The organism is Salmonella sp. A7 (assembly GCF_020181675.1).
Lineage (GTDB): Bacteria > Pseudomonadota > Gammaproteobacteria > Enterobacterales > Enterobacteriaceae > Salmonella > Salmonella enterica.
The window spans coordinates 2745771-2762558 of record NZ_CP084001.1; the positions used below are offsets into that span (position 1 = coordinate 2745771).

Here is a 16788-nt window from a genome sequence, read left to right on the forward strand (position 1 = left end):
AAAATATTACTCAGCCGGATCGGGAATGCTCAGTTTGCTATTAAGCCGACCACGCGATTTATTAAAAATTTTGTTGCCGTTCTCGCGACCCGCACGACGTCGGCGCTGTTCTTCCTCCGGCAAGGCCAACTCTTCACAGCATTGTTCACTACAGCAGCCGTTAAATTTACTGGCGCACTGCGGACACTGGATAAACAGCAGATGGCAACCGTCATTTTTGCAGTTGGTATGGCTATCGCAGGGCGCGCCGCACTGATGGCAATGCGCGATAACCTCATCCGAGATTCGTTCGCCCATTCGCTCATCAAATACAAAATTTTTGCCGATAAAGCGAACGGGAAGCCCCTGCTCGCGCGCGCGACGGGCGTATTCAATGATGCCACCCTCAATATGCCAGACTTTATTGAAACCGTTGTGTTTCATCCAGGCGCTGGCTTTCTCACAACGAATACCGCCGGTACAGTACATCACTATCTTTTTATCTGCATGTTCCCGCAGCATTTCAACCGCTTTTGGCAACTGTTCACGAAACGTATCCGCCGGGATTTCCAGAGCATTTTCGAAATGGCCGACTTCATACTCATAGTGGTTGCGCATATCAATAAAGACCGCGTCAGGATCGTCCAGCATCGCATTCACATCTGCCGCCTTCAGATAATCGCCGACATTACTGGCGTCAAAAGTCGGATCGTCAATACCGTCAGCAACGATACGGTCGCGAACTTTCATACGCAGCACCCAAAATGACTTTCCGTCATCCTCCAGCGCGATATTTAAACGCAGCCCGTCCAGCGCGGGGTCGAACGTATAAAGCTGTTGACGAAACGTCTCGAGCTTGCTTTGCGGCACGCTGATTTGCGCATTGATGCCTTCATGCGCCAGGTAAACGCGACCAAAAACGTCCAACGCCGTAAACACCTGATACAACGCGTCCCGCGTCTGTTGCGGCGAGGCGATAGTGAAATATTTATAAAAAGAAATTGTCGTACGCGGCTCGCTTTCCGCCAGCATTTTGGCTTTCAGCTCGTCATTAGAGATGCGGTTGTGTAACACTGGCATGGTGTACGTATCCTGCAATCAGCAAAAAATAAAGTGGGCAGGCATGATAAGGCAAGTCTCGCCAATTTACATCCACACATTTTGCGCTACATTTCCTGCTTTACACTAAATAATTAACAACAATTGTCGATTTAATCGCCACTCTCCTGCTACATATTTTTGCTCAACGCAAAAAGATGCGAGAATACGGGGAATTGTTCGTTGAAAGACAGGATAGAAATGACGAAGTTGCCTAAGTTCTCCGTGGCCTTACTGCACCCGCGCTATTGGTTAACCTGGTTGGGTATAGGCGCGCTTTGGTTGGTCGTGCAACTCCCCTACCCGGTCATCTATAAATTGGGTTGCGCATTGGGCCACCTGGCGCGACGCGTAATGAAACGCCGCGCGAAAATCGCCTATCGCAACCTTGAATTATGCTTTCCGGAAATGAGCGCGCAGGAACGCCACACCATGGTGGTCAAAAACTTTGAATCCGTCGGTATGGGCGTGATGGAAACCGGCATGGCCTGGTTCTGGCCCGATCGGCGAGTGAACCGCTGGATGGAAGCGAGCGGTCTGGAGCATATCCGTGAAGTTAAGGCGCAGGGGCTGGGGTTCATTCTGGTAGGAATACATTTTCTTACCCTTGAGTTTGGCGCCCGCATGTTTGGTATGCATAACCCGGGTATCGGAGTTTATCGCCCGAATGATAATCCGTTGCTCGACTGGTTACAGACCTGGGGACGCTTACGCTCCAATAAATCGATGTTGGATCGCAAAGATCTGAAAGGCATGGTTAAGGCATTGAAAAGCGGCGAATTGATCTGGTATGCGCCGGATCACGATTATGGCCCGCGCGCCAGCGTTTTTGTACCATTATTCGCTATCGACCAGGCTGCCACGACCTCCGGTACCTGGATGCTCGCGCGCATGTCTAAAGCCTGTATTATCCCCTTCGTGCCTCGCCGTAAACCCGATGGGAAAGGCTACGAACTGATCATTCTTCCTGCGGAATATTCGCCTCCACTGGAGAGCGCAGAAGCGACTGCCGCATGGATGAATAAGATTGTTGAGCAGTGCATTATGATGGCGCCAGAGCAGTATATGTGGCTGCATCGCCGCTTTAAAACTCGCCCTGAAGGCGTACCGTCGCGCTATTGACAGGATTGCAGCCGTCAGGCTGCAATTTTTCCCCTCTTTTAGCTTTAAAAGCTCCCCACATTGCGAGGCTGGTAAGGTCGGCGCATAATTATAATTAGTACGCTCATAATTAAATTGATGATAGCGCAAACCGCGCATCATACTGTGGAACGCTATGTCACCCTCTGATGTCCCCATAAACTGGAAACGCAATCTAACCGTTACCTGGCTGGGCTGTTTTTTAACCGGCGCGGCATTCAGTCTGGTCATGCCTTTTCTCCCTCTCTACGTTGAGCAACTCGGCGTAACAGGCCATAGCGCGCTCAACATGTGGTCCGGGCTGGTCTTTAGTATTACGTTCCTCTTTTCAGCTATCGCTTCCCCTTTTTGGGGCGGTCTGGCGGATCGTAAAGGGCGTAAGATCATGCTGTTGCGTTCTGCTCTCGGCATGGCCATTGTCATGCTGTTAATGGGCATGGCGCAAAATATCTGGCAATTTCTGATCCTCCGCGCGTTATTAGGCCTGTTGGGCGGATTTATTCCCAACGCCAATGCGCTCATCGCCACTCAGGTGCCGCGCCACAAAAGCGGCTGGGCGCTAGGGACGCTCTCTACTGGCGGCGTCAGCGGCGCTCTGCTTGGCCCACTTGCGGGTGGTCTGCTCGCCGACCATTACGGTCTTCGCCCGGTCTTTTTTATTACCGCCAGCGTTTTGTTTATCTGTTTTCTGCTCACCTTCTTTTTTATTCGCGAGAATTTCCTGCCGGTGAGCAAAAAAGAGATGCTTCACGTTCGGGAAGTGGTCGCCTCGTTAAAAAATCCCCGCCTGGTGTTAAGCCTGTTTGTCACCACGCTGATTATTCAGGTGGCGACGGGGTCTATTGCGCCCATCCTGACACTCTATGTGCGCGAACTCGCGGGAAATGTCAGTAATATTGCGTTCATTAGCGGGATGATAGCGTCCGTTCCCGGCGTGGCGGCATTACTTAGCGCCCCCCGGCTCGGCAAGCTCGGCGACAGAATTGGCCCGGAAAAGATCCTTATCGTCGCGCTGATTATTTCCGTACTGCTGCTGATTCCAATGTCTTTTGTGCAAACGCCGTGGCAGCTCGCGCTATTGCGGTTTCTGCTTGGCGCGGCGGATGGCGCGCTGCTGCCAGCCGTTCAAACTCTGCTGGTTTACAACTCTACCAACCAGATAGCCGGGCGCATATTCAGTTACAACCAATCTTTCCGCGATATCGGCAACGTCACCGGCCCTCTCATGGGCGCCGCAATTTCCGCGAGCTATGGCTTCCGCGCCGTATTCTGCGTCACGGCAGGCGTGGTGTTGTTCAATGCTATCTATTCATGGAACAGCTTACGACGGCGCAGACTGGCAATAGAATGATTTTTGCGCTTTCATACTTGCAATATCACAGAATCAGCTATTCTTTCCCTAAATACCTCGTCAAGTCAAAGGGAGACACTGATGACCATGTATGCCACGCTGGAAGAAGCTATAGATGCAGCCCGGGAAGAATTTCTGGCTGACCATCCAGGCCTCGAACAAGATGAAGCGAATGTGCAGCAGTTCAACGTTCAGAAATATGTACTGCAGGATGGGGACATCATGTGGCAGGTCGAATTTTTCGCCGATGAAGGTGAAGATGGCGAATGTCTGCCGATGCTGAGTGGTGAAGCCGCGCAGAGCGTGTTTGACGGCGATTATGATGAGATAGAGATCCGCCAGGAGTGGCAGGAAGAGAATACCTTGCATGAATGGGATGAAGGGGAATTCCAGCTTGAACCCCCGCTTGATACCGAGGAAGGCCGTACTGCGGCAGACGAATGGGATGAGCGTTAATTACTCATAAGGCCCGTGGTGAATATCGAGCGGCAGCAGCAATGTATCGAAGATCAGTGAGAAAGGCAGATCGAGGATAGTGATATAGCGCCATGCGGAATCACGCATATCCCACTGCACGCCAGGGTAATACTGGTTGCCGTGTCCTTGTCCGGGGATCGTTCTGCTGATAATACTGCCGCAGCCGCTCAGGGTAATCACCATTATGCTCACCGCGAATATACGCACCTGATACCTCATTTCACTATAAAAATACCGGCATCACGCCGGTATTTTTCACCTCACTCCAGACCTGAAGACCTTATCCCACTGACGATGCTCGTCCCTGCAACGCCTGCGGATTCAGGACGAGAGACTGATAATGGTTTACCCAGGAAGAGTATCTCTCTGGCGCATTCCAGACCCGATAGTGTAAACGCGCCATCGTCACCGGATCGCTGAGCAAAACCAGACGCCGATCGCGGTTCAGTTTCTCCGGCGTTTCGTTTAGCGCCTGCTCCACATGACGATCGCGGGCTATTTCCAGCACCTTACTGGCGCGGTGACGCGCGGTGGCCATCGCGGTCGCCAGCGCATTAAGCGACGGGTTAAATACCGCATGCATAAAGCCATCGTCCAGAATACGGCGGCGATTCATCTCCAGATATTTATCGGTATCGACCAATACCTGAGGCGGCGAATACTCTTCCGGGATCAGGAACAGCTTCCAGCGTTTGGTGCGTAATCCTACCGTTGAACGACTGGAGATCACCGAAACAAATGGCGACAGAATCAGCGAAAAGACAATCGGCGCCAGCCAGAACAGAAAGCGTAAATCCAGCCACGCCATACCCACCGCCCAGACCAGCCCCAGCAGCAGTTGAGAACCGTGACGCATAAAGGCTTCTCCCCACGGCGTAGAATCATCGTCGCGTTGCGGTGAGTTCCAGACCACTTCCCAGCCGAGAAACGCGCTGACCACAAACACGGTATGAAACAGCATACGCACCGGCGCCAGCAACACGGAGAACAGCACTTCCAGCAACAGCGACAGCGTAACGCGCCAGAAACCGCCATACTCTTTGGTGCCTTTACACCAGATCAGCATAATACTGAGCAGCTTCGGCAGGAACAGCAGCACCATCGTTGACGCAAACAGCGCGATTGCCAGTTCCGGACGCCACTGCGGCCAGACCGGAAAAAGCTGGCGCGGCTGAAGGAAATATTGCGGCTCTGTTAACGCATGAACGACCTGCAGCGCGGTAGAAAGCGCGAGGAACATAAACCATAACGGCGCGGACAGATATGACATTACCCCCGTCAGGAACACGGCGCGATGCACCGGGTGCATTCCTTTCACCAGGAACAGACGAAAGTTCATTAGGTTGCCGTGACACCAGCGGCGGTCGCGTTTAAGCTCATCCAGCAGGTTTGGCGGCAGCTCTTCATAGGAGCCGGGGAGATCGTAGGCAATCCAGACGCCCCACCCTGCCCGACGCATTAGCGCCGCCTCCACAAAGTCGTGGGAAAGAATCGATCCGGCGAACGAACCTTCTCCCGGCAGCGGCGCCAGAGCGCAGTGCTCGATAAACGGTTTCACGCGGATAATGGCATTGTGCCCCCAGTAGTGCGACTCTCCCAACTGCCAGAAGTGCAGCCCGGCGGTAAACAGCGGCCCATAAACACGGGTCGCGAACTGTTGGCAGCGGGCATACAGAGTATCCATCCCCGACGCTTTCGGCGAAGACTGGATAATCCCGGCGTTTGGATTCGCTTCCATCAGGCGCACCAGCCCGCTCAGACACTCGCCACTCATCACTGAGTCCGCGTCCAGCACCACCATATAGCTGTACTGATTGCCCCAGCGGCGGCAAAAATCGTCAATATTGCCGCTTTTGCGTTTCATACGGCGGCGGCGGCGGCGGTAAAAAATTTGGCCTTCGCCCTGCACTTCCGCGATAAGCTCCATCCACGCCTTTTGCTCCGCCACGCAGATATCCGGGTTATAACTGTCGCTAAGGATATAGACGTCAAAATGCGCGGCGTTGCCTGTGGCTTTAACGGACTCCCAGGTCGCGCGCAGACCGGCGAAAACGCGGCTAACGTCTTCATTACAGATAGGCATGATCAGCGCCGTCCGGTGTTCCGGATTGAGGGGCTCATCGCCAACCGTAGACGCGGAGATGCTGTACTTATCGCGCCCGATAAGCAGTTGCAGGAAGCCCATCAGCGCCGTCCAGAATCCGGCTGACACCCAGCAGAACAGCACGGCAAACAAAATCAGGATACCGGTTTGCAGCATGTAGGGCAGGAGCTGCATAAAGGAGACCCAAATATCCTGCCCCACCATATCCATAGGATTGATGAGCGCCCATCCCTGATAAGGCAGAATGGTCTTCATATACCAGGTCGCGACAACGGTTTGCGCCAGAGTCAAAATTAACAAAATATAGCGGCGTATAGTGCCGACGGTACGCCATTTTTGCTCGCTCGCCTGCTCTTCTTTTGTCAGACGAGAAACATAGCGCGGCGTTACATCCCGCCCACGCAGGCGATCCCAGAAACGGCCAACCGGGTTGGTTCGCCAGGGATCGGGAAACATCGAAGAGCGCGTCGCTTTTGGCATAGCCTGCAACTGATCGCGCCCTTCATCATCTTTAATTAACTGCCCCTTCGCCAATGAATCCGGCCAGGCGTGTTCAAGGCGGGCTTTTACGGAACCCTGCGGTGAATCGTCTTCTCGCGAGTAAGTCCGATGCTCGGCATCCAGCGCCTGATGTACGGCGCGGATGTCAGTTTTCGGCAATGCCGCTTTCTCACGTTCAGAAAGCAGCAGTGCGTCAATATACTCAGTTGTTTTATTCATTGGCAGGTAACTGGTAGCTCCAGGTTTCACTTAGCGTCTGATCGGCATTCACCAATGCGGCACGCATTTCCGTGGTTTTCTTCGCGTCTTTGACTTTCACGCGCAGCATTAAACGCCAGCCTTTAGTGACTGGGTTATAGCGTACATTACTGTCAACGATTTCACCGTTATCGCCAATGCTGGTTTGCGCAGCGACAGGCGTATCCGGCGGCAGTTTTTTCATGTCGGCACCAACGAAATCCACCACAAAGGCAATAGTGCCGTCGGGCTGGCGAATCAGATTCGACTGTTTAACGTCGCCCGTTGAGCGGCGTGTTTGCAGCACCCAGGCATTATCCGGCGCATGAAGTTTATCTTCATCGCGGCTGAAGGTCAGAGTGTACTTGAAGTTCATCTCTTTACCCGGTTCCGGCAATTGATCCGGAGTCCAGTAAGCGACGATGTTATCGTTGGTTTCATCATTGGTCGGAATTTCAACCAGTTCAACCTTACCTTTGCCCCAGTCGCCTTTCGGGGTAATCCAGGCGCTTGGACGCAGGTCGTAGCGATCGTCTAAATCTTCAAAGCGCGAGAACTCGCGGCCGCGCTGCAACAGGCCGAATCCCTGAGGGTTTTCCATCGCATAGCTGCTCACCGCGAGGTGTTTTGGATTGTTCAGCGGACGCCAAATCCACTCGCCATTACCCGCATGAATGGATAAGCCGTTCGAGTCATGCAGTTCCGGACGATAGTTGGTCGTCGGCGACGGCTGGTTTGGCCCAAACAGGAACATACTGGTTAATGGCGCAACGCCCAGCTTGCCTACTTTATCGCGCAGATAGACTTTTGACTGCACGTCCACCACGGTATCGCGGCCAGGAATGATCACAAAACGGTAAGCGCCGGTCGCGCGCGGAGAATCGAGTAATGCATAGACGGTCAAACGCTTATCGGTGGGTTTTGGACGCTCAATCCAGAACTCGCGAAAGCGGGGAAACTCTTCACCAGATGGTAAGGCGGTATCAATCGCCAGGCCGCGCGCAGATAAGCCATATACCTGGCCTGCGCCGATCACGCGGAAATAGCTGGCGCCAAGCATACTGACGATTTCGTCGTTCTTATCTTTACTGTTGATGGGGTACAGGACTTTGAACCCGGCGAAGCCTAAATCTTTTACCGTGTCTTTATCATGCTGAACATTGCCAAAATTGAAGTAATCCGGGCTGTATTTGATTCTTTTGACCGTCGTCGCCGTCACTTCGTTAATCTTGACCGGCGTATCGAAGTACATCCCCTGATGGTAAAATTCGAGCTTAAAAGGGGTCTTTAAGTTGTTCCAGTAGGCTTTATCGCTGTTAAACTGGATCTGCTGATAATCCGCATATTTCATGTCGCGGAAAACGGAGGGCAAGTTGCTTTTAGGCGCCTCATAGCCTTTCCCGGCTAAAGATTGAGCTTGTTTTGCCACGTCATCAATACTGAACGCCCAGCTCGATGATGCGTAGAGCGTTAACATAATAGCTGCGCCCAACCAACGCATTTTCATCATTTGTCGTTTATGTTTCATAATAAGTAAGCACTTCCCCCTTTGTGTGCTTATATCGATCCGATCCATTTTAATGGATAATCAGGCATTACGACAACTGAATCCAGGCTTTGTTCAGCGCGCTGGCTCATGGATTAAGCACCTCCCGCGCCTGTTTTCACTTTGCGTGCTTATCCTGGAGACAGGTTGTCGGAGTTGGTGTAGGGTTGCTACCGAATGTAACTATAATTCGCCTTATGGATAAGGTGAAAAATCTGAGAATACGTGACCTTATATGAGCTCTGTACCCGCGCCGCGCGAATATTTTCTTGACTCTATCCGCGCATGGCTGATGTTGTTAGGGATTCCCTTTCATATCTCGTTGATCTATTCCACTCACAGTTGGCATGTCAATAGCGCCGCGCCATCGTGGTGGCTAACCCTGTTTAACGATTTTATCCACGCTTTTCGTATGCAGGTGTTTTTTGTTATTTCTGGTTATTTTTCGTACATGTTGTTTTTACGTTATCCGTTAAAACGCTGGTGGAAAGTACGGGTAGAACGTGTGGGTATTCCCATGCTTACCGCAATCCCTTTGCTTACCTTGCCGCAATTTATCCTGTTGCAATATGTCAAAGAGAAAACAGAGAACTGGCCTACACTCTCTGCCTATGAAAAATATAATACGTTAGCGTGGGAACTCATTTCACATCTGTGGTTTTTACTGGTGCTGGTGATATTAACCACAGTCAGCATCGGGATTTTTACCTGGTTCCAAAAAAGGCAGGAAACAAGCAAGCCTCGTCCCGCCGCTATTTCACTGGCCAAACTTTCGCTTATTTTTTTCCTGCTGGGGATCGCTTACGCCGCTATCAGGCGCATTATTTTCATCGTATATCCAGCAATCCTCAGTGACGGCATGTTCAATTTTATTGTGATGCAAACGCTATTTTATGTGCCATTTTTTATTCTCGGCGCGTTGGCCTTCATTCACCCCGATCTGAAAGCGCGCTTCACCACGCCCTCACGCGGATGCACTTTAGGCGCTGCCGTTGCTTTTATCGCGTATCTGCTGAATCAACGTTATGGGAGCGGCGACGCCTGGATGTACGAAACCGAATCCGTGATTACGATGGTCATGGGGCTGTGGATGGTGAACGTGGTATTCTCACTGGGGCATCGCTTGTTAAACTTCCAGTCCGCGCGTGTCACCTATTTCGTGAATGCTTCGCTGTTTATCTATCTGGTGCATCATCCCTTAACGCTTTTCTTTGGCGCGTATATTACACCGCATATCACCTCCAACCTGATCGGGTTCTTGTGCGGGCTGATATTTGTTATGGGTATTGCGTTAATTCTGTATGAAATTCATTTACGCATCCCGCTCCTGAAATTTCTCTTTTCAGGTAAACCGCCGGTAAAACAAGAAAGCCGCGCCGCGATCGGGTAGTTTTCCGCGCGCGGGTTCACAGCAACCATTCCACAGGTAAAATTGCCGCCAACCGTACCAGAACTCGCTGCCAGAAACGCGTAGCGGGTTCTTTCTTTAACACCTTTTCCTCTTCTTGCTGACGATCGATCCAGTTAATTCGTCCCCAGCGATCCAGCCGCAGTTGCCAGGCCGCATCGCGTTGGCTCTGCGTAAAACGCTTATGAATAAGCGTCGCCAGCGTTTCACTTTCAATGACAAAGCCCATTTCGGTATTTAAAAGCGTTGAACGGGGATCAAAATTAAGCGACCCGATAAACACCTTACTACCATCAATACTGAACGTTTTAGCATGTAAGCTGGAACCTGAGTTCCCGGTGAGTCCGCGATCATGTACGGCGGTTTCATGTTCGCGGGTCGGTTTCAGTTCGTAGAGCTCCACGCCATAGCGCAGTAATTTCTTTCGCCAGCGCGCGTACCCTGCGTGAACGACCGCCACATCGTTGGCCGCCAGAGAGTTAGTTAAGATGGCGATCTTCACGCCCTTCCTGACCAGATTAAGCAACTGCGCCACGCCTGCGCGCGTAGGGACAAAGTAAGCGGAAATAATGTCGATACGCTCAGTCGGCGAGCCCATCACGTCAAATAATCGCTGCGGAAGAAGCGAATGGCGCTGCGCCTTCCCCTCGCCTTTAGAAGGGTCATCGCTAAGTAAGCGTGTTTTTGCCCAAATCAGCGGCAATGTTCCGCGATCGAGATCCGCCATAAACTGACTGGTTTCCAGCTTATGCAGATAGCGGCGGGTGATCTCATCGTTATACCAGGATTCGGGAAGTTCGATACGCTGCGTCAGTTCCTGCTCAGAAAGGGATAATACTTGCTGCAATGTCGACACTGAACTACAGCGCCAGTAACGTTCAAAATCATTGGCGACATCATTGACCACCGGGCCAATGGCCATCACGTCCAGATCGGAAAATAGCGGCTCCTCGCCAGCGCCGAAATAGGCATCGCCGATGTTGCGCCCACCGACCAGCGTCACTACGCCGTCGGCAGTGTAACTTTTATTGTGCATCCGCCGATTCAGCCGCGCAAAATCCGTCAAATATCCCAGCGCGCGTAGCGTACGAAAAGAGAAAGGATTAAACAGACGAACTTCGATATTAGGATGGCTATCCAGCAAGCGCAACGTATCATCCAGACCAGGCGTATTGTTATCATCCAGCAGCAGACGAACATGAACGCCACGCTTCGCCGCCGACAGCAGTACCGAAAAGAGCAGCCGCCCGGACATATCGTCTTCCCAAATATAATACTGCACATCCAGCGTCCGCGCCGCCATTTCGGTCAGGCGGTAGCGGGCGGCAAAAGCGTCCAGACTGTTATCCAGCGCCAGAATGCCGCACTCTCCGGGATGGCGCGCGCATAGCGGTTCAACGGCACGCTCCAGGCGTGTTTTATCAGGCAGGGTCGTCGCCTTGCTGAGTAAGTAATCTTGCGTAAAGCCGGGCAGTTTCTTCATCATAACAGACAAAGTATACCTGTTCAGGCAGAGCGTAACGGGTAATAAAATCTGAAACCGTCCTGACGGCGACTTCAGCGGCCTGGGCGCGTGGATAGCCATAAACGCCGGTACTGATTGCCGGAAAAGCGATGGAACGAAAGTGATTCGCCTCGGCAAGCAGTAAACAATTCCGGTATGCCGCTTCGAGTAGCTCAGCTTCCTGGTGTTCGCCGCCTCGCCAGACGGGCCCCACTGTGTGAATAACCGCCTTTGCCGAAAGCTTGCCAGCAGGCGTGATAACCGCATGTCCCGTCTGACATTCGCCCTGTTGCTGGCGGATGAGTTTACAGGCGTCCAGCAATGCCGGCCCCGCCGCGCGATGAATCGCGCCGTCTACGCCGCCGCCGCCCATTAATGATGCGTTAGCGGCATTCACAATCGCATCGACGCTAAGTTGAGTGATATCACCCTGTATGACCTGAAGACGTGATGTCATAACCCCCCCCTTTGTCTCACCTTATCTGCAAAGTGTACAGCAGGGCTTTCAACAGAGTCGCTCTTTTTATATCTATGACACCGCCGTTAACGGTACTCAATATTCATCACCGCCAGGCTTTTTTGCGCATCGAGATAATGCAGCCGCACCGTCGCAATGGACTGAATATCCTGCGGTAATCCAGATGCCTGCCGAAGGTCAATCCGGTGCATTTGCTTTTTACCTTCACGTAGGCAGGTTAAATCAATATTTTCGGCGTGAGTAGAAATATCGCACAGTGGCTCAACAATCGCGCCGCGAAAATGGATAACGCCGCCCTGTACCGTTTGTTGCCCTACCGCAGAATGGATAAAAAAAGCGCAGATACACAGACCTATGGCAGGGATATTTTTCTTGATTACGGACATGTTAACTCCTCAATGATTAGTCATCCTCGAGGGTTCGGCGTTACCTTTTAGCGACATGCCGAGACGATGAGACGCTTTTATCGCCTCTTTATACCCAGGTCAGCCAATCCATTTCCGCCACCATCAAAAACTACTGTGCAGAAGGCGGCCATTGTTGTGATAAATGCAGTGATTGTCCGTCCGAAACAGTAACAATAATTTTAACCGAGTCCTCTGAAGATATATTTACACTAAGACGAGACAACTCAATCGGTTGATTAGCAGGTAAAGATAGCGTTTGTTTTTGCTGTGTATGGCTTTGTCCCCCGACGCCGTCGCGCACAGAGAGAATTTGCACCTGACAGACGCAGGGTTCGTTTAATGTGACCTGAGGGATCACCGTGTAAATATCGCCTTGCTGAGTTGTGGTAAACGTAATCTGATTTGAAAGTGCGGCAAGGAGCAATAAAGTATGCATAATTTCCTCCCGAAAAAAAACAGGGCTTACGCCCTGTTTTTTTATTAGCGCAGACGCTAAATTAATACTGGTTAGCCGTGGCGTTGTTGCCAAAACCAACCTGACGCACCATTACGCTGGAATCAGATGCGGTCTGATTAACCAGCGCGGCGTTATTACCGCCGTATTGGCCGACAGTAATATCGGAGTTTTTAGCGTTCCACTGGTCGATGGTGGCATTGTTTCTGAAACCATTCTGAGTCAGTTCAATAGTACTATTATCCGCACCCTGGCCTACATCGGCGCCGTTACCATAACCGCTCTGGGTAATGGTCGTTTCAGATTTACGGGCATCGCTTTGCAGAGCAAGCGCAGCGTTAGCGGAACCGTACTGATAAATGCTCAACGTTGAGTCCGGGCCGGAACTATTGCCGCCGCCGTTATGATTACCGCCGCCGCCCCATTGTGGAACGACGCCTGCCAGAGCACTGCCAGAAACTACGATTGCTGCGAATGCTGCCACTTTTAAAAGTTTCATGGTAAAACCCCCATCGGATTGATTTAAAAGTCGTAACGGTATTAGCGTTGGGTGACGCGAATAGCCATCTGCGACTGTTTCTGCACTACAACTGCTGTTTTCTGCGTACCGTACTGGGTAATATTGGCCTTATTTCCAGAGCCTTTCTGGATAATAGCCGCACTATTACCGTAAGCGCTTTGCGATATACTGGCATCGTTGGCATTGCCCGTTTGCTCAATATACGCAAAGTTATAATTCCCTGCCTGGTCGACTTTCGCCCGATTATTTCCTCCTTCTTGTGAAATAACGGACAATAGTTTTGATCCTTCCTGGCGTACTCTGGCACTATTATCCGTGCCGACTTGACCAATAATGGCCGCCTGATTAAATGAAGACTTGCTTAATTCATTTACCGCAAAATTATATTCTGAACGAGCCAGATCATAATTTGTCGCGGTTGCAATCCCAGGCGCACCCAGTATTGTCAACATCATAAATAACAATTTGTTTTTCATGCTGTCACCCTGGACCTGGTCGTACATAGCGAAAACTATCTATTGTTTTGTTAGCGACATGCGTTTTTTGTTAACGCGTCGTTACGATGAAGAGTATGTCCGTGGAAACATTTTTAATAACTCACCCACGCGTGGTATTTTGTTATTTAAGCTCATACCAAAGTGCTAATAAAACGATAGCCATGTGATTTTTTATAATTGATTTTTGGCCACAGAAGAGAGTGTATCGCGCACCCAAAAAATGAAGTGTTGGTGTGTGTTATGCCACCATGGGGATGTTCTTATGCTTCCCATGGGGGGCAATACGCACAAGACGTGACACACTTCGTTTTTTTTGTCTTTGTGCTGTCCAGGTTAATGCCACGTCTCAAATTTTAAGAAAAAATAAAATCAAAACATGACTTACAATAATTAAAATGATTAAAAATCAATGGATTATTATAATTTGTATGATTTTTTAAATCTATGCAATAACAGCTAAATGTACAACTTTACTATCAAATCTAAACTTCAAAAAAACCCAAAAACAACATTTTAATATATATTTTTACATCTTGTTACAAGTTTAACACTTGCTTTAAGATTTGTAATGGCTAGATTGAAAACAGTTAAAAGTATTTTCGTAAATATTTTTCTCTTTCTGGATAATGGGCTATTTCAACCCACAGCAGTGCAACATCTGTCAGTACTTCTGGTGCCTTTATTTTATGGGGGCAGCTGTCAGATGTGCGATTAAAAAAAGTGGAGTTTCATCATGTTTAATGAAGTCCATAGTAGTCATGGTCACACACTATTGTTGATCACAAAGCCATCTCTGCAAGCTACGGCATTATTGCAACATTTAAAGCAATCGCTGGCCATAACCGGAAAACTGCATAATATTCAACGTTCTCTGGAAGATATCTCAGCCGGTTGCATTGTTTTAATGGATATGATGGAAGCGGATAAGAAGCTTATCCACTATTGGCAGGATAATTTAAGCCGCAAAAACAATAATATAAAAACATTATTGTTAAATACCCCTGACGATTATCCCTACCGTGAAATTGAAAACTGGCCTCATATTAACGGCGTGTTTTACGCCACTGAAGACCAGGAACACGTGGTCAGCGGATTACAGGGTATTCTGCGCGGCGAATGCTATTTTTCACAAAAATTAGCCAGTTACCTGATTACACACTCAGGAAATTACCGCTACAACAGCACCGAGTCCGCATTACTCACTCATCGCGAAAAAGAGATCCTCAATAAGTTACGTATTGGTGCCTCTAATAATGAAATCGCCAGGTCGCTATTTATCAGCGAGAATACGGTTAAGACACATCTTTATAATCTTTTCAAAAAGATAGCTGTCAAAAATCGCACCCAGGCAGTTTCATGGGCAAACGATAATCTCAGGCGGTAAGGCCATGAAACGCTATCTGACCTGGATTGTAGCAGCAGAGTTACTGTTCGCTACCGGAAACCTGCATGCCAATGAAGTTGAAGTCGAGGTTCCCGGATTGTTAACCGACCATACCGTCTCTTCGATAGGACATGAATTCTATCGTGCATTCAGCGACAAATGGGAAAGCGACTACACCGGCAATCTGACCATTAATGAAAGACCCAGTGCGCGTTGGGGAAGCTGGATCACCATAACGGTAAATCAGGACGTTATTTTCCAGACTTTTTTATTTCCAATGAAAAGAGACTTCGAGAAAACCGTCGTCTTCGCATTAGCGCAAACAGAGGAAGCATTAAATCGCCGACAAATAGATCAAACGCTATTAAGTACGAGTGATTTAGCGCGTGATGAATTCTAAAACATGATTTTTATCCGGAGGCTGTCATGCGTGTTAAACATGCAGTAGTGCTGCTCATGCTTTTTTCGCCATTAACCTGGGCTGGAAATATGACGTTCCAGTTCCGTAATCCTAACTTTGGTGGAAACCCCAATAACGGTTCCTTTTTATTGAATAGCGCCCAGGCGCAAAATTCATATAAAGACCCCGCTTATGATAACGATTTTGGTATCGAACCCCCCTCAGCGTTGGATAACTTTACGCAGGCTATTCAATCGCAAATTCTGGGCGGCTTGTTGACCAATATTAATACCGGGAAACCAGGACGTATGGTGACCAACGATTTTATTATCGATATCGCTAATCGCGACGGACAGCTCCAGCTCAACGTCACGGACAGAAAAACGGGAAGAACCTCGACCATCGAAGTGTCAGGTTTACAAACTCAGTCAACCGATTTTTAAGCTACAGTCACTAAAGGATATAAATCATGCCGCGCTTACTTATTTTGGTTGCCGTTTTATTGTTGAGCGGATGCTTAACTGCCCCGCCGAAACAAGCTGCGAAACCGACATTAATGCCCCGCGCACAAAGTTACAAAGATTTGACGCACTTACCTGCTCCCACCGGTAAGATCTTTGTTTCGGTATATAACATTCAGGATGAAACGGGCCAATTTAAACCTTACCCGGCAAGTAACTTTTCCACGGCTGTGCCGCAGAGCGCCACCGCTATGTTGGTCACTGCGCTGAAAGATTCGCGCTGGTTTATCCCGCTGGAACGACAAGGCTTACAGAATCTTTTGAATGAACGGAAAATTATTCGCGCAGCCCAGGAAAACGGCACCGTGGCGATGAATAACCGTATCCCGCTTCAGTCGCTGACGGCGGCAAATATTATGGTGGAAGGTTCTATTATTGGTTATGAAAGTAATGTCAAATCCGGCGGGGTCGGCGCAAGATATTTCGGTATTGGCGCCGATACTCAGTATCAGCTGGATCAGATTGCTGTCAACCTGCGCGTGGTTAACGTCAGTACGGGCGAGATCCTTTCTTCGGTGAACACCAGTAAAACGATCCTTTCCTATGAAGTACAGGCAGGCGTGTTCCGTTTTATTGATTACCAGCGCTTACTGGAAGGCGAAATCGGCTATACCTCGAACGAACCGGTGATGCTGTGTCTGATGTCAGCCATTGAAACCGGCGTTATCTTCCTTATTAATGATGGTATCGATCGTGGACTGTGGGATTTGCAGAATAAAGCGGACAGGCAAAATGATATTCTGGTGAAATACCGTGAGCTGTCAGTACCGCCAGAATCCTGA

Annotated in this window: 18 protein-coding genes; 8 read left to right on the forward strand and 10 right to left on the reverse strand. The window is 49.9% G+C overall.

What is annotated here, in order from left to right; all coding sequences use genetic code 11:
* Nucleotides 1-6 precede the first annotated feature (6 nt).
* Entirely contained in the window at nucleotides 7-1059 is a 1053-nt protein-coding gene (locus LCS67_RS13555; RefSeq protein ID WP_001144629.1) for a rhodanese-related sulfurtransferase, read from the reverse strand.
* Between the two features lie 219 nt (nucleotides 1060-1278).
* On the opposite strand from LCS67_RS13555, the gene LCS67_RS13560 reads away from it, so the two are divergent.
* The 3 genes from LCS67_RS13560 (at nucleotide 1279) to LCS67_RS13570 (ending at nucleotide 4024) form a co-directional block, all read left to right on the forward strand.
* Entirely contained in the window at nucleotides 1279-2199 is a 921-nt protein-coding gene (locus tag LCS67_RS13560; protein ID WP_023213198.1) for a Kdo(2)-lipid IV(A) acyltransferase, read from the forward strand.
* Nucleotides 2200-2353: 154 nt separating this feature from the next.
* Nucleotides 2354-3568 carry a multidrug efflux MFS transporter MdtG gene (gene mdtG, locus LCS67_RS13565; protein WP_000075053.1) on the forward strand — a complete coding sequence of 405 codons (1215 nt, stop codon included), beginning with the start codon at nucleotides 2354-2356 and terminating at the stop codon, nucleotides 3566-3568.
* A gap of 81 nt (nucleotides 3569-3649) precedes the next feature.
* On the forward strand, nucleotides 3650-4024 hold the full coding sequence (locus LCS67_RS13570; protein WP_000180050.1) for a MysB family protein: 375 nt from the start codon (nucleotides 3650-3652) through the stop codon (nucleotides 4022-4024).
* On the opposite strand, the gene LCS67_RS13575 is transcribed toward LCS67_RS13570, so the two are convergent.
* The 3 genes from LCS67_RS13575 to mdoG form a co-directional block, all read right to left on the reverse strand.
* Entirely contained in the window at nucleotides 4025-4252 is a 228-nt protein-coding gene (locus LCS67_RS13575) for a YceK/YidQ family lipoprotein (RefSeq protein ID WP_001217832.1), read from the reverse strand. It lies immediately after the preceding gene.
* A 73-nt stretch (nucleotides 4253-4325) separates the two neighbouring features.
* Entirely contained in the window at nucleotides 4326-6869 is a 2544-nt protein-coding gene (gene mdoH / locus LCS67_RS13580) for a glucans biosynthesis glucosyltransferase MdoH (RefSeq protein WP_001044608.1), read from the reverse strand.
* A complete protein-coding gene (gene mdoG / locus LCS67_RS13585; protein WP_001562609.1) occupies nucleotides 6862-8397 on the reverse strand; it encodes a glucans biosynthesis protein MdoG in 1536 nt (511 codons plus the stop codon). The genes mdoH and mdoG overlap by 8 nt, the downstream gene beginning before the upstream one ends.
* 271 nt (nucleotides 8398-8668) lie before the next feature.
* Here mdoG and mdoC point away from each other — a divergent pair, with 271 nt between their 5' ends.
* Complete coding sequence (mdoC, locus tag LCS67_RS13590; protein WP_000100058.1) at nucleotides 8669-9823, forward strand: glucans biosynthesis protein MdoC; 1155 nt, start codon at nucleotides 8669-8671, stop codon at nucleotides 9821-9823.
* Nucleotides 9824-9839: 16 nt separating this feature from the next.
* Here mdoC and LCS67_RS13595 read toward each other — a convergent pair whose 3' ends face one another.
* From LCS67_RS13595 to csgB, 6 genes are all read right to left on the reverse strand, one after another.
* Nucleotides 9840-11327 (reverse strand): phospholipase D family protein, encoded by a 1488-nt coding sequence (locus tag LCS67_RS13595; protein ID WP_000976323.1) that lies wholly within the window; start codon nucleotides 11325-11327, stop codon nucleotides 9840-9842.
* Complete coding sequence (ymdB, locus tag LCS67_RS13600; protein ID WP_000203939.1) at nucleotides 11263-11802, reverse strand: O-acetyl-ADP-ribose deacetylase; 540 nt, start codon at nucleotides 11800-11802, stop codon at nucleotides 11263-11265. Before ymdB ends, LCS67_RS13595 begins: the two co-directional genes overlap by 65 nt.
* 86 nt (nucleotides 11803-11888) lie before the next feature.
* The gene (locus LCS67_RS13605; RefSeq protein WP_000111254.1) at nucleotides 11889-12209 is read right to left on the reverse strand and encodes a type 1 fimbrial protein; all 321 of its coding nucleotides are present in this window, start codon (nucleotides 12207-12209) and stop codon (nucleotides 11889-11891) included.
* A 130-nt stretch (nucleotides 12210-12339) separates the two neighbouring features.
* The gene (csgC, locus tag LCS67_RS13610) at nucleotides 12340-12666 is read right to left on the reverse strand and encodes a curli assembly chaperone CsgC (RefSeq protein ID WP_000557256.1); all 327 of its coding nucleotides are present in this window, start codon (nucleotides 12664-12666) and stop codon (nucleotides 12340-12342) included.
* Between the two features lie 61 nt (nucleotides 12667-12727).
* Nucleotides 12728-13183 carry a curli major subunit CsgA gene (gene csgA / locus LCS67_RS13615; RefSeq protein ID WP_000771416.1) on the reverse strand — a complete coding sequence of 152 codons (456 nt, stop codon included), beginning with the start codon at nucleotides 13181-13183 and terminating at the stop codon, nucleotides 12728-12730.
* Between the two features lie 41 nt (nucleotides 13184-13224).
* Complete coding sequence (csgB, locus tag LCS67_RS13620; RefSeq protein WP_000791656.1) at nucleotides 13225-13680, reverse strand: curli minor subunit CsgB; 456 nt, start codon at nucleotides 13678-13680, stop codon at nucleotides 13225-13227.
* 754 nt (nucleotides 13681-14434) lie between these two features.
* Here csgB and csgD point away from each other — a divergent pair.
* From csgD to csgG, 4 genes are read left to right on the forward strand one after another with little or no spacing between them, the layout of a single operon-like run.
* Nucleotides 14435-15085 carry a biofilm master transcriptional regulator CsgD gene (gene csgD, locus LCS67_RS13625; RefSeq protein ID WP_000481517.1) on the forward strand — a complete coding sequence of 217 codons (651 nt, stop codon included), beginning with the start codon at nucleotides 14435-14437 and terminating at the stop codon, nucleotides 15083-15085.
* Nucleotides 15086-15089: 4 nt separating this feature from the next.
* Nucleotides 15090-15485 (forward strand): curli production assembly/transport protein CsgE, encoded by a 396-nt coding sequence (csgE, locus tag LCS67_RS13630; RefSeq protein WP_000833305.1) that lies wholly within the window; start codon nucleotides 15090-15092, stop codon nucleotides 15483-15485.
* Between the two features lie 26 nt (nucleotides 15486-15511).
* Complete coding sequence (gene csgF / locus LCS67_RS13635; protein WP_001264072.1) at nucleotides 15512-15928, forward strand: curli production assembly/transport protein CsgF; 417 nt, start codon at nucleotides 15512-15514, stop codon at nucleotides 15926-15928.
* A gap of 26 nt (nucleotides 15929-15954) precedes the next feature.
* Entirely contained in the window at nucleotides 15955-16788 is an 834-nt protein-coding gene (gene csgG / locus LCS67_RS13640; RefSeq protein WP_001137620.1) for a curli production assembly/transport protein CsgG, read from the forward strand.

Coding starts and splice junctions, on each gene's coding strand:
- LCS67_RS13555 (WP_001144629.1), bottom strand. CDS start 1,059: ATGCCAGTGTTACACAACCGCATCTCTAATGACGAGCTGAAAGCCAAA.
- LCS67_RS13560 (WP_023213198.1), top strand. CDS start 1,279: ATGACGAAGTTGCCTAAGTTCTCCGTGGCCTTACTGCACCCGCGCTAT.
- mdtG (WP_000075053.1), top strand. CDS start 2,354: ATGTCACCCTCTGATGTCCCCATAAACTGGAAACGCAATCTAACCGTT.
- LCS67_RS13570 (WP_000180050.1), top strand. CDS start 3,650: ATGACCATGTATGCCACGCTGGAAGAAGCTATAGATGCAGCCCGGGAA.
- mdoH (WP_001044608.1), bottom strand. CDS start 6,869: ATGAATAAAACAACTGAGTATATTGACGCACTGCTGCTTTCTGAACGT.
- mdoG (WP_001562609.1), bottom strand. CDS start 8,397: ATGATGAAAATGCGTTGGTTGGGCGCAGCTATTATGTTAACGCTCTAC.
- mdoC (WP_000100058.1), top strand. CDS start 8,669: ATGAGCTCTGTACCCGCGCCGCGCGAATATTTTCTTGACTCTATCCGC.
- LCS67_RS13595 (WP_000976323.1), bottom strand. CDS start 11,327: ATGATGAAGAAACTGCCCGGCTTTACGCAAGATTACTTACTCAGCAAG.
- ymdB (WP_000203939.1), bottom strand. CDS start 11,802: ATGACATCACGTCTTCAGGTCATACAGGGTGATATCACTCAACTTAGC.
- LCS67_RS13605 (WP_000111254.1), bottom strand. CDS start 12,209: ATGTCCGTAATCAAGAAAAATATCCCTGCCATAGGTCTGTGTATCTGC.
- csgC (WP_000557256.1), bottom strand. CDS start 12,666: ATGCATACTTTATTGCTCCTTGCCGCACTTTCAAATCAGATTACGTTT.
- csgA (WP_000771416.1), bottom strand. CDS start 13,183: ATGAAACTTTTAAAAGTGGCAGCATTCGCAGCAATCGTAGTTTCTGGC.
- csgB (WP_000791656.1), bottom strand. CDS start 13,680: ATGAAAAACAAATTGTTATTTATGATGTTGACAATACTGGGTGCGCCT.
- csgD (WP_000481517.1), top strand. CDS start 14,435: ATGTTTAATGAAGTCCATAGTAGTCATGGTCACACACTATTGTTGATC.
- csgE (WP_000833305.1), top strand. CDS start 15,090: ATGAAACGCTATCTGACCTGGATTGTAGCAGCAGAGTTACTGTTCGCT.
- csgF (WP_001264072.1), top strand. CDS start 15,512: ATGCGTGTTAAACATGCAGTAGTGCTGCTCATGCTTTTTTCGCCATTA.
- csgG (WP_001137620.1), top strand. CDS start 15,955: ATGCCGCGCTTACTTATTTTGGTTGCCGTTTTATTGTTGAGCGGATGC.